Source organism: Chitinophaga sp. G7 BAM 1005 (assembly GCF_057126945.1).
This window is the reverse complement of sequence record NZ_CP181478.1, coordinates 5,156,905-5,179,224: the sequence shown is the minus strand read 5'-3', so window position 1 is coordinate 5,179,224 and position 22,320 is coordinate 5,156,905. Positions and strand designations below refer to the sequence as shown.

Annotated in this window: 16 protein-coding genes; 8 read left to right on the top strand and 8 right to left on the bottom strand. The window is 48.4% G+C overall.

Going from position 1 to position 22,320, the window contains the following annotated elements:
• The first annotated feature begins 6 nt into the window (after positions 1-6).
• The 4 genes from ACMXI2_RS20535 to ACMXI2_RS20520 are packed head-to-tail and all read left to right on the top strand — an operon-like array spanning position 7 to position 6,372.
• Entirely contained in the window at positions 7-2,481 is a 2,475-nt protein-coding gene (locus ACMXI2_RS20535) for a hypothetical protein (protein WP_483777940.1), read from the top strand.
• Between the two features lie 9 nt (positions 2,482-2,490).
• Positions 2,491-3,639, top strand: a complete 1,149-nt coding sequence (locus ACMXI2_RS20530; protein ID WP_483777939.1) for a hypothetical protein — start codon at positions 2,491-2,493, stop codon at positions 3,637-3,639.
• On the top strand, positions 3,602-5,410 hold the full coding sequence (locus ACMXI2_RS20525; protein ID WP_483777938.1) for an FAD-dependent oxidoreductase: 1,809 nt from the start codon (positions 3,602-3,604) through the stop codon (positions 5,408-5,410). The genes ACMXI2_RS20530 and ACMXI2_RS20525 overlap by 38 nt, the downstream gene beginning before the upstream one ends.
• A gap of 2 nt (positions 5,411-5,412) precedes the next feature.
• Complete coding sequence (locus tag ACMXI2_RS20520) at positions 5,413-6,372, top strand: FAD:protein FMN transferase (RefSeq protein ID WP_483777937.1); 960 nt, start codon at positions 5,413-5,415, stop codon at positions 6,370-6,372.
• Between the two features lie 45 nt (positions 6,373-6,417).
• Here the strand turns inward: ACMXI2_RS20520 and ACMXI2_RS20515 are convergent, their stop codons facing one another.
• Genes ACMXI2_RS20515 through ACMXI2_RS20505 form a run of 3 tightly spaced genes read right to left on the bottom strand, consistent with a single transcriptional unit; the run spans position 6,418 to position 7,804 of the window.
• On the bottom strand, positions 6,418-6,897 hold the full coding sequence (locus ACMXI2_RS20515) for a hypothetical protein (RefSeq protein ID WP_483777936.1): 480 nt from the start codon (positions 6,895-6,897) through the stop codon (positions 6,418-6,420).
• The gene (locus ACMXI2_RS20510; protein WP_483777935.1) at positions 6,894-7,322 is read right to left on the bottom strand and encodes a helix-turn-helix domain-containing protein; all 429 of its coding nucleotides are present in this window, start codon (positions 7,320-7,322) and stop codon (positions 6,894-6,896) included. The genes ACMXI2_RS20515 and ACMXI2_RS20510 overlap by 4 nt, the downstream gene beginning before the upstream one ends.
• On the bottom strand, positions 7,319-7,804 hold the full coding sequence (locus ACMXI2_RS20505; RefSeq protein ID WP_483777934.1) for a hypothetical protein: 486 nt from the start codon (positions 7,802-7,804) through the stop codon (positions 7,319-7,321). The genes ACMXI2_RS20510 and ACMXI2_RS20505 overlap by 4 nt, the downstream gene beginning before the upstream one ends.
• A 252-nt stretch (positions 7,805-8,056) precedes the next feature.
• On the opposite strand from ACMXI2_RS20505, the gene ACMXI2_RS20500 reads away from it, so the two are divergent.
• On the top strand, positions 8,057-8,566 hold the full coding sequence (locus ACMXI2_RS20500; RefSeq protein ID WP_483777933.1) for a hypothetical protein: 510 nt from the start codon (positions 8,057-8,059) through the stop codon (positions 8,564-8,566).
• A gap of 1 nt (position 8,567) precedes the next feature.
• On the opposite strand, the gene ACMXI2_RS20495 is transcribed toward ACMXI2_RS20500, so the two are convergent.
• The 5 genes from ACMXI2_RS20495 to ACMXI2_RS20475 form a co-directional block, all read right to left on the bottom strand.
• Positions 8,568-9,740, bottom strand: a complete 1,173-nt coding sequence (locus ACMXI2_RS20495; RefSeq protein ID WP_483777932.1) for an acyltransferase family protein — start codon at positions 9,738-9,740, stop codon at positions 8,568-8,570.
• Between the two features lie 72 nt (positions 9,741-9,812).
• Positions 9,813-11,597: a RagB/SusD family nutrient uptake outer membrane protein gene (locus ACMXI2_RS20490; RefSeq protein WP_483777931.1), complete on the bottom strand. Its 1,785-nt coding sequence runs from the start codon at positions 11,595-11,597 to the stop codon at positions 9,813-9,815.
• Between the two features lie 25 nt (positions 11,598-11,622).
• Positions 11,623-15,033, bottom strand: coding sequence for a TonB-dependent receptor (locus ACMXI2_RS20485; RefSeq protein WP_483777930.1), 3,411 nt, complete (start codon positions 15,031-15,033; stop codon positions 11,623-11,625).
• A 99-nt stretch (positions 15,034-15,132) separates the two neighbouring features.
• Positions 15,133-16,110: a FecR family protein gene (locus ACMXI2_RS20480; protein ID WP_483777929.1), complete on the bottom strand. Its 978-nt coding sequence runs from the start codon at positions 16,108-16,110 to the stop codon at positions 15,133-15,135.
• Positions 16,111-16,213: 103 nt separating this feature from the next.
• Positions 16,214-16,774, bottom strand: a complete 561-nt coding sequence (locus ACMXI2_RS20475) for an RNA polymerase sigma-70 factor (RefSeq protein ID WP_483777928.1) — start codon at positions 16,772-16,774, stop codon at positions 16,214-16,216.
• Positions 16,775-17,010: 236 nt separating this feature from the next.
• Here ACMXI2_RS20475 and ACMXI2_RS20470 point away from each other — a divergent pair, with 236 nt between their 5' ends.
• The 3 genes from ACMXI2_RS20470 (at position 17,011) to ACMXI2_RS20460 (ending at position 22,307) form a co-directional block, all read left to right on the top strand.
• On the top strand, positions 17,011-18,027 hold the full coding sequence (locus ACMXI2_RS20470; protein ID WP_483777927.1) for a zinc-binding alcohol dehydrogenase family protein: 1,017 nt from the start codon (positions 17,011-17,013) through the stop codon (positions 18,025-18,027).
• Between the two features lie 21 nt (positions 18,028-18,048).
• On the top strand, positions 18,049-20,838 hold the full coding sequence (locus ACMXI2_RS20465; protein WP_483777926.1) for a family 78 glycoside hydrolase catalytic domain: 2,790 nt from the start codon (positions 18,049-18,051) through the stop codon (positions 20,836-20,838).
• A gap of 83 nt (positions 20,839-20,921) precedes the next feature.
• Positions 20,922-22,307, top strand: coding sequence for a tetratricopeptide repeat protein (locus ACMXI2_RS20460; protein WP_483777925.1), 1,386 nt, complete (start codon positions 20,922-20,924; stop codon positions 22,305-22,307).
• Positions 22,308-22,320: the final 13 nt, after the last annotated feature.

Genomic DNA, 22,320 nt, shown 5'->3' with positions numbered 1-22,320 from the left:
TATTGTATGAAACAAAGAAATAGACTGGCCGCAGTAATAGTTGCCATCGGCATATCGGGCGCTGCGTGTAAAAGTGAAAAAGCCGCTGCCCCGCGATCGTTCAGCGGTATTTATCCGCAGCTGGCCATGTATAACAAGGAAGGAGAGTGTGGCACCGGTGCAGTAGTGCCGTGGGCGGGGAAGTTGTGGGTAATTACTTATGGTCCGCACCTGCCTTTTGGCTCGTCCGATAAACTGTATGAAATAACGCCGGATCTGAAACAGGTGGTGCGCAGCGAAAGCATTGGCGGTACACCGGCCAACCGGATGATTCACCCGGAAAGTCACCAGTTGTTTATAGGGCCGTATGCCATCGGTGAAAATGGCCAGGTGCGCGTAATACCCTACACCGCCATGCCAGGGCGGCATACCGGTAACGCGAGGCATCTTACAGATCCTGCCGGTAAAATTTATTATGGTACGATGGAAGAAGGTTTTTACGAAGTAGATGTAAAAACCCTTCAACCTGTTTTATTATATGAAGATGGAAATGTAAAAAGCAAAAAAGGCGCAGACACTACCGCCAATACACCTTCCGCCTTATTGCCGGGAGCGCATGGTAAAGGTTTGTATTCCGGGCAAGGCGTAATGATTTATTCCAACAACGGGGAACCCGGACCCAAAGCGCTCACCCAGTTTGATATTGAAGCCGGGTCGTTATCGGAATGGAACGGGAAAGACTGGAAAGTAGTGCGTCGGAACCAGTTCACGGAAATCACCGGTCCGGGTGGCATCTCCGGAAATAAAAATCCGGCCACCGATCCCATATGGGCTACAGGCTGGGATCATAAATCTGTATTACTCGGATTGCGCGACCAGGGCAAATGGACCTTTTTCCGGTTGCCAAAGGCCAGCCATAGTTACGATGGCGCACATGGCTGGAACACCGAGTGGCCGCGTATCCGCAACATTGGCACAGAAAACAAACCGGATTACCTCATGACGATGCACGGCCTGTTCTGGCGTTTCCCCGGACAGTTTTCTACCGGGCATACTGCGGGTATCCGTCCACGTAGTGCGTACCTGAAAGTGATCGGCGACTTTGCCCGCTGGCAGGATCAGCTGGTATTTGGTTGTGACGACGCTGCACAAAAAGAATTTCTCAACAAGCGCACCGCCAAAGGAAATATCGAAGGACCGGGACAATCCAATTCCAATCTCTGGTTTACTTCCCTGCAACAACCCGATGAGCTGGGGCCTAACACCGCCGAAGGCGCCGTATGGCTGAATGAAGCGGTAACGCCATCGCAGTCTTCCGAACCTTTCCTCTTTGCAGGATGGCCTCACCGCAGCGCACGGATTACCCACAACGGCAAACGTCCGGTGGAGTTCATGCTGGAAACAGATAAGGGCGACGGCAACTGGAGCATTGCACAAAAAGTAACCGTAGCACCCGGTAAAACCGGCGACATTATTTTCCCGGAAAACATGCCCGGAGAATGGATCCGTATTACCGCCGCGCAACCGGTAGTGGCTACGGCGCATTTTTTTTATGCCGCCAATGACGCCCGCAAAACAGCGCCGGCAGCACTTTTCAACGGACTAAGCAAAGTAACGGACGCCGTTTCCAATGGCGGGTTATTATATGGCCTGGGCGACGACCGCCGCGCACTCGGTATACTCGCACAGTCGTATAAAAACGGGGATGCTACCGCGGAAGGCTATTACGAGCTGGATGCCAACATGGACCTGGTAAAAAAAGACGATCCCAAAACAGCGGACTTTATCCGGCAGAAATTCGCCATCCCGCAACAGGCAGTGACCATTGAAGCCGGGTCTGTATTGATAGTGGACGACAAAGGACGCAGATGGCGGTTGCCACTGGGTAATGAAGCCTTTGCCGGGCTCACCGGGAAGGCCGCTTTGCGCATTTGCCGCGAGGTATCAACAGAAAGGGACCTGTTTAATTGTATGGGCACCTTCTATGAATTGCCCGCCGAAAACGCCGACGGCTATGCGAAAATAAGACCGGTAGCGTCGCATCCTTTCCGGATCAACGACTACGCCGCTTACCGCGGTTTGCTGGTAATGACGGGCATTGCTCCCGACACCAAAGCCGGAGAGCACATCATTGTATCGGCCGATAAAAAAGCAATGGTGTGGGCGGGCGCGATTGATGATCTCTGGCAACTGGGCCGGCCGGTGGGCCGTGGCGGTCCGTGGAAAGATGCAGAAGTGGAAGCAGGCAAACCATCAGACCCTTACCTGGTGGGTTTTTATTCACAGCGTCAGTTGCAGTTATCACATGATGCCACCGCGCCCGTTGAATTTACCGTAGACATTGATCCCGTGGGCAATGGCGCCTGGATGAATTATAAAACCGTTACCGTTGCGCCGGGTGAAACGCTGAACTGGCAATTCCCCGGTGGCTTCGAGGCACGGTGGATCCGTTTCACCACCAATAAAAACTGCCACGCTACCGCGTGGCTGGAATATAAATAAGCGGCGAATATGAAATATACAGTGGTCTGTTTACTGATATGGTGTTGCCAGGTAACAAACGGGATGAATCCCGCTGATACCTTGAAAGACGTGCTGGGTAACCGCTCGTTGTTGCCTGTTGCTGCCACGTATAAAACATACCGGATCAGCGACACGGCTACTTACGAGCTGCAACTGGCGCTGGATGCCGATAACAGGCCACTGTATTATTACCGGAATATTTTTACGCCCGTTTGTTATACAGGAGAATGTAAACCGGTATACATCAACCTTTACTGGGATTTACTAGGCAATTATATCCGTTATGACCTGCCCGCAAAGGAAGTATTAACAAAACTGGATCACCGGGAATTTAAGCCGGATGATTATGAAAAGCTGCACGACATACTGGCGCGTCCTAATTCACTGCTCGCGGATCTGGCTATCACCGATCTCATTGTACCTGGAACGGAAAATCTCAGCGATTCGGTAGATGCCCGCACCGGCGCTACACTCAAAACCATTAAAAATGAAGTGATCTCCGGCGCGGTATATACCTGCTATACGTTGTGGCATATTGCACACGGACCGGTAACAGATGAAATGGCCCGCATTACCGATACGTATCTCAATCCCGCACTGCTGCACCGTTTTCTATCTTCCCAAAATCATACTTACCAGTATAAGGCACTTGAACAGATAATGGATAAAAATGGAAGGATAGCGCCGGGCTTTGAGATAGATATCCGTACATTGATCAATGGCAAAAACATTTTTATTGCACGCTATACCTTACAACAGGTGCATCCCGGTTTTATTACCGGCGCTAAAGCACAATCGTGGTTGTGGGATACCTATACAAAAAGCGGCTATCCCCTGCAATTAACAATACTGCGCAAACTGGCCACCGTGCCGTTGAGTGCTGCAATGGTAAAACAACTCACCACCGCCAGCAGCAGCGCCAACGAAGAACAGTTCCATCTAATACTGGCTGCATTGCAGGCCACTCCTGGTTTGCCGGAGGCGGTGATACAGCAGCTGGCAGATCAGTTAAAAAACACCGATGCCACGCGCGCAGCCGCTATCCATGCGTTGCTGTTGCAGCGGCAGCCGGTGAATCATTCCGTAAAAACTAAGATGCATGAATATGAACAAACGCTTCATCCAACTGAAAAATAGCTGGCAGATCATCCTGTTGTTGTGTATAAGTACACAATGGCTGCAGGCGCAGCAGCGGGTATTTGTGGAAACAGAGTCCTTTGCAGAGAAAGGTGGCTGGGTAATTGACCAGCAGTCGTTTCCCGTAATGGGCTCCTCTTACCTGATGGCGCACGGCATGGGCCGCCCGGTAAAAGATGCCGTGACTACCGTCAATTTTCCGGAGAAAGGCACCTGGCATGTATGGGTACGCACCAAAGACTGGGCCCCCTTCCCGAAAGGACCGGGGAAATTCCAGGTAGTGGTAAATGATGCGCCGGTGAAAACAGTGTTTGGCGAAAGTGGCAACGACAAATGGAAATGGTACGATGGCGGCGAGATCACCGTTCCAGCCGGCGCCGCAAAAATCGCCCTGCGCGACCTCACGGGTTTTAATGGCCGTTGTGATGCGCTGCTATTCACCACCGGCAAGTTCACGCCGCCGGATGATGCCGCTGCACTAAGCGCATTACGGCGTAACCTGTTGCATTTGTCGGCCACACCAAAAGCAGCGGGCTCTTTTGATCTCGTGGTAGTGGGTGGTGGCATCGCTGGCACCTGTGCCGCTATCTCCGCTGCCCGCATGGGTTTGAAGGTAGCGTTAATCCAGGACAGACCCGTACTCGGTGGTAATAACAGCTCAGAAATACGGGTGCACCTGAAGGGAGATATCGACAAAAATTACTATCCTAAGCTGGGCCGCATTGTAAGGGAAATGGATAACGGCGATCCCGGTAATGGTAACCCCGATGCAAATGAATATGGTGATGCCCGTAAAATTGAAATCGTTAAAGCAGAAAAAAATCTCACCCTGTTCCTCAATACCTACGTATTCAAAGTAGAAAAAGAGAACGACCGCATCGTAGCGGTTACTGGTCGTGATATTGCGACCAACCAGGAAACACGTTTTGCCGGCACGTATTTCTCCGATTGTACCGGCGATGGAACAGTAGGCTATCTTGCCGGCGCCGCCTTCAGAATGGGCCGGGAAAGCAAGGCAGAAACAGGCGAATCGCTCGCCGCTGAAAAGCCGGATAGCTTTACATTGGGTACCTCCAATTTATGGGCGTCCCTGCCAACAGACAGTGTTACCTCCTTCCCCGCCACACCGTGGGCGTTGCAGTTTTCAGACGAATATCATATCGATGCATCCAAAGCCGACTGGGAATGGGAAACCGGCTTTGGTAATTTCAATACCATCACGGAGGCCGAAAAGCTCCGCGATCATAACCTGCGTGCCATTTATGGTAACTGGTCGTATCTCAAAAACAGCAAGCCGGAAAAATATAGCAAACAACAACTGGCATGGGTAGCCTATATTGGTGGTAAGCGCGAATCCCGGAGGATCATCGGTGATCATGTGCTTACCCAGATGGATATCCAGGAAGGCAAAATGTATCCCGATGGCACAGTAACCGCCACCTGGACCATCGACCTGCATTTCCCCGACCCTGCCAACAAAAAATATTTTGAAGGACAGGAGTTTTTTGCCGGCACCAAACATATCCGGGTAGCGCCGTATACTATTCCATACCGTTGTTTGTATTCTAAAAACATCAGCAACCTGTTTATGGCAGGACGGAACATCAGCACCACGCACGTAGCCTTTGGCAGCACCCGCGTAATGCGCACCTGTGGTATGATGGGAGAAGTAGTAGGCTTCGCCGCTTATGTAGCCAATAAATACCACGGCAGCCCGAGAAGTGTATACACCGATCACCTCCCCGAGCTTATGAACCTGATCAAAAATTAAAAATGTACGCCGTTTATATCCTGCTGCTGCTTCATACCGCCGTTGCTCCTTCCATGATACGCCTGGAAGGCAGCGCGCAGGGCACCACCTGGCATATCCAATACGCGGATGCGCAGCAGCGGGATTTTACGCCGGAGATCACCCAAATCTTACAGGACATCGACCAGTGCCTGTCCATTTACCGGAAAGACTCCGAAATCTCTTTATTCAACCGCGCCTCTTCCCTTGAATTCCAGCTGTCCTATTTTTACCCGGTATTAAAAAAATCCGCCGAGATATATGCCGCCACCGCCGGCGCCTTCGACCCCACCGTAATGCCCCTCACCGCCGCCTACCGCCAGGGCAAAAGAACACATACCCCGTGGTGGGAAAAGGCCGATTCCCTGTTGCAATACGTAGGCTTTTCGTATATCTGTTTTGATGAAACCGGCGTGCGCAAATTAAAGGAAGGCGTGAGCCTGGATTTCGACGGTATTGCGCAGGGCTATAGCGTGGATGTTTTAGCGGCGTTACTGGACCGCAACGGCATCAGCGACTACATGGTGGAGATAGGAGGAGAAGTGCGCTGTAAAGGGCTTAAAAACGGTGTATCTTGGACTGTTGGCATCGATAACCCATTGCATCCTGATCAGCAGCTGGCTACTGTACGGTTGCACAACAAATCCGCTACCACAGCAGGCAATTACCGCGATCATTATGAGCAGAACGGCGCCATATCCGGGCATATCATTCATCCTAAAACAGGGTACTCCACACCGGATTCGCTGTTAAGCGTTACCGTGTTTTCCGAAGATGCGATCACCGCAGACGGGTACGACACCGCTTTTATGGTGATGGGCGTGGAGGGTACGAAACGGTTCCTGGAGCAGCGGAAAGATATGGATGTGTATTTGGTGTACCTCGATTCGAAGGGAGGGGTAAGGGTGTGGATGACGGAGGGGTTGAGGGAGATGGTGGAGTGAGGTGGAGATACATTTCAGACGTAATTATATAAAGTGCCCGCGATATTAAGTATCTGACGATTCATCAAATGGCTGTAAAAGGTCAATTAGTTGCTGTGTGGAGAGAATAGGTAGGATAGCTTTGTCCAGCATGGTTCCCTGACATCTCGTATAGATAATGCCTCTTGAAGTGGCGTAAGCGATGTTGGCAAGTGCTACTATGAGCTCAGAATTAATCAGCATATGTTCATGATGAATTGTCAGATTCTCAATATTTTCAATATGGAACACAAATACTAAATCAAATTTTCCGCTTAGGGCTATTTTTTCATCGGACTTATTAAATGTATTTATTTCACAGGAAAACATCGTTTTGAATTTCTTTTGAGAGATGTTTACGCTATTTGAAAAAGAGTAAGTCAAATCAAAATAATGATTTTCAACGTCCACATGAGAGAGATTGGAATTATTAACAATATTAGCACTGTTAATAATTATCTCATCAATTCTTATGAGATCTGTATTGAAAATTTCGGTATTGCTCATACAGGTAAATTACTTCGGATATTATTTTTTATAGAAATCGGCTGGACCTTCTCATAGAGAATAGCTCTATTATTAATGGGTTCATTTTTATTGATTACTAGTTTTGTGTGTGCAATTTTCCTGGGTGCTTTTATCTCTTGAAAAATGATATTTCCCTCATTGCCACAGACTTTTATTATTGGTTCGCCAAAAGCAACCTCCAGTTTGATAAGCGTTTTCGTTGTAAAGTTTTGTACGCCGGATAGCCACCTGGATATTTCAGCCTCGCTTTTATTCATCTTCTCTGCCAGAAGCTTTTGTTTTCCTTCAAATTTTTGTTCTAGCAGTTCATGAATTCTATCCAGTATATCCATAGACAGCTTCACATGTTTCTGAACATCTGCAGGAGTTTGTTCAATAATAGATTGAAATTTGTCAAGTTTCATATATCAATTTCAAAATCAGTTAAACATTCAAAATCTGAGAAATCAATCTCGTTATTAAGATTTGCAGCATCTAGTTGATTGGCGATTTTTATGGCTCGTTTGAAATGAATACTAACATTTTCGCAATCCTGTGGTAAATGTTTTGTTTTGATGTCTCCATTCAAAAGTATCAACAAATGATCTGTTAGCCTGATACAGTATAGTCTTAAACCGAAGTCATTTTTATTGTCATTGATCATTTCTTGCCTGACCCTGGGTAAAGCATTTGCAGGACCTTCGTGCTTAAAATAATAATGTTTTGCTCCTCTTATTTTTATCTCTGCAAGCACGTTATAAATTAGTTGTAATTCAATCAAGTGCTGAGAGAAATCCTTTTTATCGAATAATTCAAATTCAGTTAATTCATTCTTTCCAAATATAACTGTGTAAAAATCAACTATTTTACTGGAATGAAGCAGCATTTTTTTAAAAAGAACTTTCAACTTAATATATAAGTTAAGAACAAATATACAGCATTTTAGAGAGTAAATGCCAAATGTTGTTCTGTGTGTACTAATAGGATAACAATACGAAATTCATTTTTCTTCAAATGCCTTCCTCTTACCACAAGTTAAATGTTGTTTATTAACAAAATTACAGACATCATTAACGTGATGAATTTACTATTTGATAGTACTGATTTTATGATAATCGTGTATAGATTTCTTTATAGAATATCCGGAAAACGATTAATCATGAAAAGAAAGAAAAATTGCGAAGAAGAACTTACAATAGACAATATCTATCCTCACGGACTTTCCAAAGAAGAAAAAGAGGCCGGGGACAAAGTGTTGGTTGCACATCGGATGGAGCTACTGAAAAAGATGACCAAAGCAGATCACCTCCGCGCAGACCTGTTACAAGTCAAGTACCAGATGGAAAGCGTTATTGAATCACTGGAGTACCAGGGCTCATTGCATTTCGGCTATTTCCTTTCCGCCTACATCCGGGCAGTACAAAAAAAGCAAAAGGAATTTGCCGCAGAAATCAGCATTGATAAAACCCGTTTAAGCCACATTATCCACAATAAGGAATTCCCGAATGATGAACTCTTTATCAGGCTGGAACTTCACTCAAACAATGCCATATCCGCACTCAGCTGGTTTTTGCTGGCGGAAAAAGGCAAAGCCTATAATATCAGCACAAATAAGGAGTTACGAAAGAAAGAGAAGAAAAATGTGCATAAAACCATTGCAAAAATATAAGTTACAAATACCTTTTAACCCCCCCATTCTTCCGCACCAAATATACCACTCCCCAACTCAGCGCTACCGTCACCACAAATGTGATCAGGAACTTCACGAATGCGTGTAATGGCGCATTCAACAAACTGTACTGGCACCAAACAATAAAAATGTAATGCACCAGGTAAATACCATAGGCATTAGCGGAAAGTGATTCCCACCACTGGTTTGTTTTGTTGAGGATGCTTTTAAACAGGGTTAAAAAAGCAATACAACTCATTGTACAGGATAATATCCATACCGATCTGTAGATAAGCGTGGCCTGTAATTCGCTCAGCTGGTGGCTGCCGATCATCCGGATGATGGGGGCTTCGCTGAGTTTCAGCCCGGCGTATATCACCAAACAACTGATCACCCACAGTGGCCATTTTTTTACAAAGGCAGATCCATCTGCAAATATGCCGTTGGCTAATCCTGGCGTGCCGATCACAGCTCCAAGCAGGAAATAACCGGCGTACAGGAACACCCTGCTGATCTGGAAATCGAAAGGACCGATGCCCGTCCATGCATAGGGAGACACAAATTGGATAACAGGGATATAGAGCAATAAAGTATAGACGTACCAGGAAAGAAATAATTTTGCCGGGCGTTGCTTTTGCATCGCCAGCCAGTTACCTGCTTTGATGACGCCGTTTTTTACCAGCGGGTAGCACAAGGCAAAAACGAGATTAAACACAAATAATACCCAAATGAACCAGGGCGGTCCTACCGGCCACGCTTCTACCGTAAAAAAATCTATTACATAAGCCTTTATGTTGTGTTGCCCTGTAGCCAATAGGAAGGAAGGGTAATAGGCAATGAGCATCAGGAGGGTAACGGCAATCATAAAAGGAATAAACAACCGGTAAAACCGGTCCCGGATAAACTTCCGGGTGCTTTTGTTACGCAGACTGCTCATCACAAAAATGCCGCTGATCAGGAACATCAGCGACATAAAAAAGATATCATTAAAATCTTCAAAGAGATCCAGTCCTTTCCACCTCGCAGTATCCACTACGGGGTTGGAGGAGAGGATATAGGCGCTTTTATTAAAAGAGGCAAACGTGGTATATGCCAGCGATGAATGATGAGCTACCACTAAAAGAGTAATGAACGAACGCAGATTATCCACCCAACTATTCCTGACTGGTACCATATGTTTTACCGGGTTTAGCAGGAACAAGATAAAACAAAAAAGTTGCAGGACATGCCTGCAACTTTTTAATACTTAGTATCCCGGGTTCTGTACAATCTTCGGGTTACGGTCTATCACGTCCTGTGGTACCGGGTTCAGGTACATTTTTGGGGTGAACACATGCGGATGATTCAGTGGTACAATTTCGTATTTCCATACGCCCGCATTATCGTTTGGAGAAGTATTGGTGATTTTCATGGCGTGTTTATCTACATTCATCACGGTACTCACCGTTTTCCAGCGGATGATATCATAAAAGCGTTTGTTCTCAAAGCAGAGTTCCACGCGTCTTTCGTGATAAATAGCGGACCGCATATCTGCCTGGGATAATCCCGGCGCCAGGTTGGGTAAACCTGCTCTTTTGCGGACCTGGTTAATGGCGTTATATACGGTGCCATCCGGCCCTGCGGCTTCATTTTGCGCTTCTGCATATCCCAGCAGCACTTCTGCGTAGCGGTAATAAATAAAGTTGGCGCCGCTTACTGCACCACCGCCGGGGCGTACCAGTGGGTTGAGCCGCTTCTTAAAATAATAGCCGGTGTTGCTTACGTCATCGGTACCAAAGTCAATCTGGTTTTTGGATGGATGTACTTTATCGATGCGGGTGTATATGACGTCGGCTTTGTCCATCCAGGTCATTTTATAGGGGGCGCCGTCATATACGATCCAGTCGTAGAAGCGTCTCTCGCGGCCTACATAAGGATGCTGCGGATCGTAGCCGGAGGTGGGATCGGTGATAGGCTTGCCATTGGCCATGTTGAACTGGTCTACCAGTTCCTGCGTGGGGTTGTAGTTGCCCCAGGTATAATAAGCGCCGTTAATCCACACGGGGCCGCCGTATTGCTCAAAGGAAGATCCCATCGTATTGGCTACTACCTGCCGGTCCCACACCACTTCTGAATGGTATTCATTGGCTTCATACCAGATGGCGGAAGGATCGGGAAACAGTTCGTACGCTTTGCCGTTGCCATAAAGATCAATGAATTGTTTGAAGGTAGCGGCGGCCTTTGCCCAGCGTTGTGCGTCGTAGTTATTGTAACCGGCTATTTTGTGCGGATCATTGCCGGCGGCGGGTTGTGCAGCGTTGAATGCAGGGCTGGCGGCATATAGCTCTACCCATCCTTTTAAGGCCAGCGCAGCGCCGAGGGTAGCACGACCGGCATCTGCATCGCCCTTGTTGTATTTAGCCGGCAGGTAACCATCTTTGGCGATGGAATCGAGTTGCGTGGTGATGAAGTCCACTGTTTCCGCAAAGGTGTTCCTGGGCGTATAGATGGCAGCGCTGTCCATTGTGCGCCTGTCTGCAGGGATGGTGATAATGGGCAGTCCGCCGATGTGCATCCACAATTCGCTGTAGAAAAAGGCACGGATAAACCGGGCTTCATCGAGCCGTTTGTTCAGCCACTCCGGCGAAAAGTTAGCAGCGTTATTGCGCACTTCTGTGATGAAGGTGTTGCATTTGCGGATATTGGTGAAGATAGTGGTCCAGTTGGTCAGATCGCCGGAACCGGTGATGCCTCCCCAAATGGTATAGTCGTTGGAAGACGGCTCCACAATGCCTTGTTTCCAGTTGTAGGACGTGTAATAAAAGCCGGCGTCGTTGTCGTCGGTGAAGTTATCCAGGTTTTCCGGCTGATTCCAGTAGTTGGGTAATGCGCTGTAGATATCGTTGAGGAAAAGATCAGCATTCCCTTCTGTTCCCCACTGGGTTTCATCGGTGAGTTTCGACTTGTCGGTATTTTCCAGGAATTCCTTTTTGCACGACAGGATACTGAGTAACAGTATGACGGCGGACAACAAATGTATGAAGCGGATCATAATATTTTGATTTAACAGGATGAATCTAAAAAGTGACATTGAGCCCAAACACAAATACTTTCTGGTTGGGATAGGCTGTTTCCAGGTCGGTGTAGCCTACTTCCGGGTCCATGAATTTCATTTTGCTGAAGGTGAGCAGGTTTTGCCCGGAGAAATAAGCACGGACGCTCTGCATCTTCATAGCTTTGGAAATATTGGCAGGAAGCGTGTATCCCAGCACGGCAGTTTTTAAACGGAGATAACCTGTTTTCATCATCCAGAAATCAGAATTCTGCGTGTTATTGGCGTAAGGCGACTGGTTTGCACGCGGGTACTTTGCATTGGGTGTGTTGGGTGTCCAGTGGTTGTTATAGTATTCATAGGCAGAATTACTATTGTTGTTGTTAAAAGGCACTGTCTGAAAACCACGGATGTTCAGGCCGGCCAGTGCAGAGCCCTGGAAAAACAGGCTGAGGTCAAATCCTTTCCAGGAGGCGCCGGGGGTGAACCCATAAGTGATGAAAGGATATACGGGATTCCCGATCACCGTTTCATCGTAGGAGTCAATTCTACCATCGGGTTTACCATCAGGGCCGCCTATATCGGCATAGCGGATGTCGCCGGGATGCAGTACGCCAAACTGGGTAACGTTATATCCATCTTCGGTGTTGATGATGCCATCGTTGTTTTTATCATCTTCCAGGGAAAACAATCCCAGTGCATGATAGCCGAACTGCGTGCCGGTGGGCCGGCCTGTTCTGCTTCGGTTGGGATTATTGCGTGTGGCGGAAGTTTCAAACACCTGGATCATTTTATTTTTAGCATAGCTGAAATTGCCGTTCAGGTTGAGCTGCAGGCCATTGGAGAAACGATGGCTGGTACCTGCGGAAATATCTATACCGCGGTTTTCCATAATGCCCTGGTTTTCGTCGGAGAGGTTCAGCCCATATTCTACCGGCACCGTTACCGCCGGGGGCAGCAGCATACCCGTTCTTCTTTCATGAAAATAATCTACTTCCAGGGTGAGCAAACCTTTCCATAAAGTGGCGTCTATGCCGATGTCTGTTTTAGTGGATATTTCCCAGGTGATGTTGGGATTGGCTTCCCGGGTGATGTTGGAACCCTGTACCATATTGCCGTTGCCATAAGCATAGGCGTTACCGTATAAGTTATAGCCATTCAGGTACTGGAATGCCGCGCCGGCCAGGTTACCCGATTTTCCCCAGGAACCCCTTAGTTTGAGATAGGTCAGCGGGGAGGGATGGTCTTTCATAAAGTTTTCTTCAGAGATGATCCATCCAGCGGAGAAGGCGGGGAAATAACCCCAGCGTTTGCCGGGAGCAAAGTAGTAATGACCGTCATACCGGCCGGCGGCTTCAAAAAGATATTTATGATCGTAGATGTAGCCTAAGCGGTATACAAATCCAAGCTGACTACCGGTAATAGTGGAGCCGTTGTTATCAAAATCATTTTTGTTGGAGCTGCCCATACCCAGCTCGTCGATGTTTACCGCAAAATTATTACGCCGGGCGGAGAAGCCGGTGGAGTCGTTCTTGCGGGCTTCTGCTACCAGCAGCCCGGTGAAGTCGTGTTTGCCAAAGGTGTTATGATAGTTCAGGAATCCCTGGTAGGTGAAGTACTGGTTTTTTGAGTACTCCTGGTTCAGCCAGGTGTAGGGCGCAGCACTTCCTTCCGATGTGGATATCTGTTTCGTATAGCTGTAAGGGTTAGTGGACGTGTTCTGCGAATAAAAGTAAAACGGCGTATGCCATCCCTTAACGGTAAAGTCATTAGGATCGTAGCTGAAGGTTCCTTTAATACTCAGTCCTTTAATGAAAGGCAGTTGTTGTTCCACTGCAAGGGTAGTGAGCAGGGAAGTGGCATTGCGGTGGGAATAACCTGCTTTCAGGATCCCTACCGGCGTATTGCCCGCAAACTCGCCCCAGAGGCCATTACTGTAGTACATGTTGGTAATGGGGATCAGTTTGTATGCGCTGCGGAACAGTTGCCCCGGCGTGGTAGCGGCATCCACACTGTTGGTGTTTTCGATGGCGCCAATGAGCGACAGCGATACCGTGGTGGTGGAGGTGGCGCTTACTTCCATGTTCACGTTATAATCGTAACGTTTGTAATTTATTGGGTCAAACATCCCATCCTGTTTAAGAAAACCGAGACCGGCATAATACCTTATTACTTTAGTGCCGCCGCTGAGCTGCAGGTTATAATTTTGAATGGGCGCACGCATGCGTACCAGGTCTTTGGTATTGCTGATGGGATATTTGTCGGGATCTTTAGCGTTCAGGTCTGCATAGGTATTAATAAGCTCTTCGGAGAAGGGCTGTTGGGCGCCACCGGGATTTTCATTCATATAGGCTTCATTACGCAGGCGCATGTAGTCGGGTGCGTTCAGCATCTTTGGGTAATAGGTGGGCGTTTGCCAACCATAGTAGGCGTTGAGCGACAGCGAAGGCATACCTGTTTGTCCGCGTTTGGTGGTAATGAGAATTACGCCGTTGGCGCCGCCCAATCCATAGGGGGCTACAGCAGCAGCATCTTTCAATACGGTAACGGAGGCGATGGAGCTGGGCGCAATTTCGTTGATGTTATTGCGGATGATACCATCCACTACTATCAGTGGTGAGTTGTTGCCGGTGGTGGCAATACCCCTGATGTGTATATCGGGATTGTCTCTGCCAGGCTGACCGCCATTGGGACGCATGCTGATGCCGGAAACATTTCCTGCCAGCGAATTGGAGATGTTGGTTACCGGCGATTTCGCCAGTTCCTTTCCCTGCACCGCTGCTACAGCTGCCGTGGAGGAAGTTTTTTTCTGTGTACCGTAACCAACCACCACTACTTCATTTAAGCCGCTGGCGCTTTCTTTCAGGATAATGTTGATGGGATCGGCGGTGCTTATAACTTCGGTTTGTTCATAACCCACATAGCTGAACACCAGTGTAACGCCGGCAGCGGCCTGCAGTTCAAAACGACCGTGTTCATTGGTCATGGCGCCAATATTGGTGCCTTTTACTTTTACGGATACGCCAATGAGTGGATCGCCATGTTCATTTTTTACGATGCCGCTTATTTTGGCGGCCCTTATGTTTCCGGAGGCTATCACAATCGCGTTGTCGTTTAGTACTGTGTAGCGCAGTGTGGTGCCGGTAAAGGTTTTCGTGAGCAGTTGTTCTACCGTGGCATTTTCCGCGTGAATGGATACCGGCGGTTCTTCCGGTAAAATATCGTCGTTGTAGATGAGCCGGCAGCGGCTTTTTTGTTGAATAGCTTTCAGCACTGTTTTAATGCTGACTTTTTCCAGGGAGATGCTGATCTTTTCCTGGGTGGCAGAGGTGGCGTATGCGGGTGTAATGCCGGTTAGCAGCAAAGCCAGGATGAGTATGCCCGGCAGCCCGCCATGCAGACTTTTATTAAAAGTCCATAGGAACATTATTTTCATAACATGGAATGTAAGAGGGTGAAGGAAAGTAAAGTAAATTGAATGCTTTGTAATGTTTTTATGTCATAGCTTTTATTTTTGAAGATGAGGAATGCGGTATCAGTTACTGATGTGGACTTCCTTCCCGTTGATCCGGAAATTAAAATGGCGCGATAGCTGCAGCATTTTCAGTGCCTGCTCTATTGACTCTGTATCGATGATGCCGGAAAACCGGAGTTGTTGCAGGCTGGCAGATTCGAAATAGAAAGTAACGCCGTACCACTGTTTCATTTTCACCGCCAGATCGCCAAAGGTTTCGTTGTCAAATGCCAGCTTATTATTGAGCCAGGATATTTCCCGGAGTTGCCCGCTGCTGTCTTTTTCCAGGTGTTTTTGCTGAAAGACAGGCGCCAGGCGGGTTGCCGGAACCATTAGTTTTTCTTCGGGTTGCAGCACCACGGTTTTTCCGCCAAACGATACCGCAATTTTTCCACGCACCAGCGTAGTAGAAACGGCGCTGTCGCCCGTATAGGCTTTCACGTTAAACGCGGTGCCGAGTACGCGGATGTTTACTTTTCCCGCATGGATAGTAAAAGGAATGCCTTCACTTTTTGCGATATCAAAAAATGCTTCACCGGTGAGCGTAATTTCGCGGTGTTGTTTGCCAAAGCCGGTTTTTTCGTAACAGAGTTGTGTGTTGCTGTTGAGCCATACGGTGGAGCCGTCGGGAAGTACTACCCTTGACTTTCCACCGGGAGCGGAGCTGAGTTGTTGCACTGCAGGCATTGTTGAACGCCATAGTACCGCTGTTGCCGTTAATACCGCTGCTGCCGCCGCCATTGCTACCAGCCTGCGTACAATACTGCGGCGCGGGGATGGCTGAAGTTGCGGACTCACTGCCTCCCATATACGTTCTTTACTGTCATGAGCAGGGGGTACTTCCTGCATAGGCGCCTGCCAGATGGCCGCAGCAAGTTCCCGCGAAGCAGCTGCCTCCGGATCATCTTTCAGCAATGTTTCCAGTTCAGACAGTTCTTCAGGTGAAATATCACCGCTGAACTGTTTACCGAGTAATATCCATATACGGTCGTTGCTCATAGTACGATTGAAAATGGTTGAATGAACGCGCGCTTCGGGGTATAAGACAACCGGAAGGAGAGAATACCCCCAAAGAGGGAAAAAGTTTTTTTTGAGAAGGGGTTTACTGATCGCCAGGCAGCGGCGTAGTGAGGAGTGCTCTCATTTTAGTGAGTTTTTTCAGCGCGATACCTACCTGGTTTTCTACTGTTTTTATGGAGATGTTAAGCAATACGGCCACCTCCCTGTATTTGAGCTCATCTTCTTTCACCAGTTTAAAGATCAGCCGGCACTGCGGTGGCAGCTCGCTGATAGCCATATTAATATGCCGCATCATTTCATTGCTGATGAGTTGCGCTTCGGGATTTATTTCGTATTCCGGTAAACAGGCTTCATCGAGATGCAGCGTTTTTTTAGAGGTATATTTACGGAGATAGTTCAGCGCAATGTTGCGGGTGGCTGCATAGAGATACCATTTCAGGTTGCTTACCTGGTGCAGGCTTTCCTTTTTTCTCCATACGGCAATAAACACATCTGCTACTATTTCTTCCGCCATTTCCCTGGAATGAACAATGGCCAGGGCTAACTGGAGTAATGGGGCGCAGAAGTAATCGTATAATTCCTTAAATGCCTGTGTATCACCGCTGTATATTCTGCTTTGCAATTCGGGGATATCGTCGCGCATAAAAGTAAAAATACCCAAATTATACAAAAATGCCAAAGCGCAAATATTAAGTGTCCTAATGACAGATAACTTGTTATTTAAGGGTTTTTCGCCGAAAAAAGGCAATATATCTTACAGAGATGATAATATACTATGATAAATATCTTCCTTAAACCTGTTTCTTTGAATATCATTCGTCCTGCCGTATGTGAAAATAAAACATCCGGGTACGGATTTTTTTTTCTAAATTAATTATAGTGAAAACACTCATTTGTACTACTCCCGGCAATTTTGAATATGGTCTGCAGGCAATGCCCGCGCTGCAGGCGGGTCATGCTATTATCCGTATCCGGAAAATAGGCGTTTGTGGCACCGATCTGCACGCTTTTGAAGGTACACAACCTTATTTTAACTACCCCCGCATCCTGGGACATGAGCTGGCTGGCGAAATTGTAGCGCTGGACGCCGTGGAAACCACTGGTTTCAGTGTTGGAGAGCTGGTAACCATTATCCCCTACGAAAATTGCGGCGTTTGTATTGCCTGCCGTAACGGCAAACCCAACTGCTGCGAAAACATCGCAGTATTGGGTGTGCATAAAGACGGCGGCATGGCGGAGTTCATCTCGGTGCCGGAGCGGCTGCTGGTGCATGGCAATGGCCTCACTGCCGAGCAGCTGGCACTGGTGGAACCCCTGTCGGTAAGCGCGCATGGCATCCGTCGCGCAGCCGTTCAACCCGGTGAGTTTGTACTGGTAATAGGCGCGGGCCCCATCGGGCTGGCAGCAATGGAATTTGCCCGCATTGCCGGCGCACAGGTAATTGCCACCGATATCCAGGATAAACGCCTGGAATTTGCACGGGAAACACTGGGCATTCCTTTTACCATTAATGCCGCCACCGACGTAGCCGGGCAGCTGCGCACCATCACCGGCGGCGATATGCCGGTAGTAGTGATCGACGCCACCGGTAACCAGAAAGCCATAAACAACGGCATCTATTACCTGGCGCACGGCGGCCGGTATGTGCTTATCGGATTGCAGAAAGAATTGCTGCAGTTTCCCCATCCCGAATTCCACAAAAGGGAAACCACGCTGATGAGCAGCCGCAACGCCACCCGCGAGGATTTTGAACAGGTGATCCGCTGCATCAAAGAAGGAACGGCGCATCCTGATAAATATATTACACACCGGGTGAAATTCGGGGAAGTGAAAACTACCTTTGCTTCCTGGCTGGATCCCCGTAATGAAGTGATAAAGGCGATCATAGATATTTGATCCTCAAAACAGCTGATGATGATGAAATCATGGTTCTTGTTGCTAGTGTTTGGTATTACCAATACCGTTGTTGCACAATCTGTTTCATTGCAACAGCTGCTATGTGAATACCAGCACAATCCCATTGGTATCGATGCCACACGCCCCGCTCTCAGCTGGCAACTGGAAAGCAAAGGAACAAACATCCGGCAAACTGCCTACCGCATCCTGGTGGCCGACAATCCCGCTGCGCTGGAGAAAAACCGCGGGCGTATCTGGGATTCAAAAAAAGTATCGTCGGATCAGTCGGTGCAGGTGCTTTACAACGGTAAGCCACTATTGCCCGCCACCACCTACTACTGGAAAGTAATGGTATGGGATCAGCAGGGAAAACCCTCCGCGTGGAGTGAAACGGCACAGTGGCATACCGGCCTGTTTTCTCCGCGCGACTGGCAGCAGGCGCAATGGATCGGCTATGAGAAAATGCCGGATACAGCACGCATCGTTCCTGCCATCACCAACGACAGCGACAAAAAATACCGTAACCGGAAGGATATACTACCGCTGCTGAGAAAAGAATTTAATATCACCAAACCACTGCAAAGGGCCACGGTTTATATCAGCGGACTGGGTCAGTTTGATCTTCATCTCAACGGGAAAAAAACAGGCGATCATTTTCTTGATCCCGGCTGGACAAAATATGATCAGCATGCCCTCTATGTTACTTTTGATGTAACGTCCCAACTACACACCGGTACCAATGCGCTCGGCGTGATGCTGGGCAACGGCTTCTTTTATGTGCCCGGAGAAAGATACCGTAAACTCACCGGCGCCTTTGGTTATCCACAGCTCATTTGCCGGCTGTATCTGCAATACAGCGATGGTACTACCGAAAATATTATCAGCGACACCAGCTGGAAAGCAGCACCCGGCCCCGTTACTTTTTCCAGCATCTACGGCGGAGAGGATTACAATGCTACCCTGGAACAACCAGGATGGGACACGTCCTCCTTTGATGATGCCTCCTGGCAACCCGCAGTAGCGGTAACCGGTCCGCCGCAACTGGATGCGCAAACCGCGACGCCGCTGAAAATATTCGACCGCTTTACGCCGCTTAAAGTAACACAAACCGGTACTAACACCTGGGTATACGATATGGGGCAAAATGCGTCTGCTATTCCTGCCATCTCCCTGAAAGGGAAAAAAGGAATGGTGGTACGTATTACGCCGGCGGAACTGATCACCGGCAAGGGTCTGGCAGATCAATCTGCCGTAGGCAGCCCGGTATTTTTTAATTATACTTTAAAGGGACAGGATACAGAATCCTGGCAGCCGCAGTTTATGTACTATGGCTTCCGGTATATACAAATTGATGGCGCGGTGCCCGCCGGCAGCAGCAATCCTTCGGGGTTGCCGGAAATACAAACACTGTATAGCCTGCATACGCGCAATGCTGCCGCCACCATCGGGCAGTTTACCTGCTCCAATGAATTATTCAACCGGACTTTTAAGCTGATCGACTGGGCCATCCGCAGTAACACGGCGAGCGTGTTTACCGATTGCCCGCACCGCGAAAAATTGGGATGGCTGGAAGAAGCGCACCTGGTGGGCAGCTCTATCCGTTACAATTACGACATCGCCGCACTTTGCAGGAAAGTAGTGCGCGATATGATTCATGCACAAACCGCAGATGGCCTGATCCCCGACATCGCGCCGGAGTATGTGCATTTTGATGGCGGCTTCCGCGATTCACCGGAATGGGGCAGCAATGGCATCATCCTGCCCTGGTACATGTACCAGTGGTACGGCGATAAATCTGTACTGGAAGAAAGTTACCCGATGATGACCCGCTACGTGAACTATCTTTCGCAAAAATCAAATCATCATATTCTTTCCCACGGCCTGGGCGACTGGTACGATATTGGTCCTGAATTCCCCGGCGAATCGCAGCTCACCCCAAAGGGTATAACGGCTACGGCTATATATTATTATGATCTCAGCATCCTGTCGAAAGTAGCTACGGTATTAGGAAAAACAGCAGATGCGCAAAAGTTTTTATCGCAAAGTGAAGCCGTAAAGCAAGCTTATAACCGTACCTTCTTTAACGACAGCACCAAACAATATGCTACGGGTAGTCAAACCGCCAACGCGATGTCGGTATACATGCAGTTGGCAGATCCCCGTTACAAAACCGACATCGTGGAAAACATGGTGGCAGATATCCGTCAGCATAACAACAGTCTCACTGCCGGCGATATCGGTTACCGCTACCTGCTCCGCGTACTGGACGACGAAGGCCGTTCGGATGTAATCTTTGATATGAACAGCCGCAGCGATGTTCCCGGCTATGGACTGCAACTGGCCAAAGGCGCCACTGCGCTCACCGAATCCTGGCAGGGCTACCGCGATGCATCCAACAATCACTTTATGCTGGGCCACCTGATGGAATGGTTTTACAGCGGTCTTGCCGGTATACGACCAGCGCCCGGCAGTATCGCCTTCCGCGATATCGTGATCCGGCCGGAACCTGTTGGCGATGTTACCGCCGCCAAAGCCAGCTATCTTTCTCCCTATGGTGAAATTGTGAGCGACTGGAAGAAAGAAGACAACACGTTTACACTGCGGGTACATATACCTGCCAACACTCATGCTACTATTTATCTTCCTGCGGAATCCACTTCAGATGTTACCGTAAATGGAGTAGCGGTGGCCATAGAAAAGGGATACAAAGAAGGCCGGTATATTATGGAAACCGGTTCCGGTGAATACCTGCTGCATGTGGTGAACCGGCGGCCGGTAACGTCATCGGCGGGGAGTTATGCCGGCAGGTAAGCTATGGTACCTTCCGCCTGATTGGGGTGTATTATTATTTGCACGTGTGGCGCGGCAAGGATACTAACCCCCAACCAATCGTTATGAATGAAGCACTACTCCATGTAATTCAAAAGGATTTACCGGCATTTCTGCAGCAGCTGAACGAAAAGCATCACGCTCACCGGCCGGTGGGCATGCTGGAAAAAACGGATATCGCTTACCTTGAAACATTGCAAGGCAACAGGCGGCAGCAGCAGGAACAAATTTCTTTATACCTGATACTGGCATACAGTAATTATGCGATCGACGAGTTACGGATGGCCATTCATTATTTTGAACAGGCATTTACCTTGTCCGACGACTATTTTCCGCAGGGAGTCCTGTTGGCAAAAGCTTACCTCGATGCTTTACATACCGTGGCCGCACAAACGGGCGATCTTTCTTTGCTGAGTAACGGTTTGGAGTGGGCCGAGAAATTTGAGTTCATCAAATTTAATACACACAGGGAGCTGGCTGCTATCTACTACCAGGCAAAAGATTATCATACTGCTGCCGCTCTCTGGAAGCAGCACCTGCAAAATGTTCCTGATTGCGTAACCACCAGTCAGCTGCTGATTAAAACATTGTCGGACCTGCATCGTTATGAGGCGGCTATTGCTGTGTTTAAACATGCGCCGGCATCTGTGCAGGGGGTATCTTTCTTACAACTGCTGGTGGGGCATTGTTATAAAAAAACAGGAGAATATGCGGAGGCAGAAAAGTTGTATAAAGCCGCTATGGCCGCTCCCTACAATGATCAGTGCCTGCCTATGTGTGCCCTGGCGGAACTGTATGCAGAAAGTCTTACGGATTACCGGTTGGCGCATACCTGGTACCAGCAAGCCGTAGATCAGAAGGGGAGTAGCTACGATTTGCTGTATGCAAAAATTTCCTATCTGCGTTTCCTGGTAGATCAGGGAGAAACATCCACCGCATTGTCCCTGTTGTTGTTTATGGAACAACAACTTAATTCCAACTATCTCCGCTTGTCGCCCGACGATTTGAACCGGGTGGCCCGGTGCCTGTATAAACTGAATACGCGGTTAGACCTGGCTACGAAGTTCTCCCGTCGTGCCGTAGAACTGGAGCCGCATGTAACAGATTATGTACACACATTAGTGGCCATATTGATCCGTATAAGAGAATGGAACGAAGTAGCACCGCACGTACGTCACTGGCTGAAGTTCTCCGACGATGAAATGGTGAAAGCTTCCTGGAGCGATTATAGCCTGCTGTTCCAGGATACTATTATACAGGGCCAGCAGGCTGCTATGGAAGCGCTGTTATACGATAAAACGTCTGATTGCTGGCGCGCCATCCGGTGCGCATTGTACAAAACATCGGAGTATGGGGAAACGGCGATGATCCCCAATGATATTTATCCTGTTGCAGATCAACTATACAAACAATTTATTTTCAGGGATATGCCGCGCATATTCCCAGGGTAGGGAGGGGAAAAGC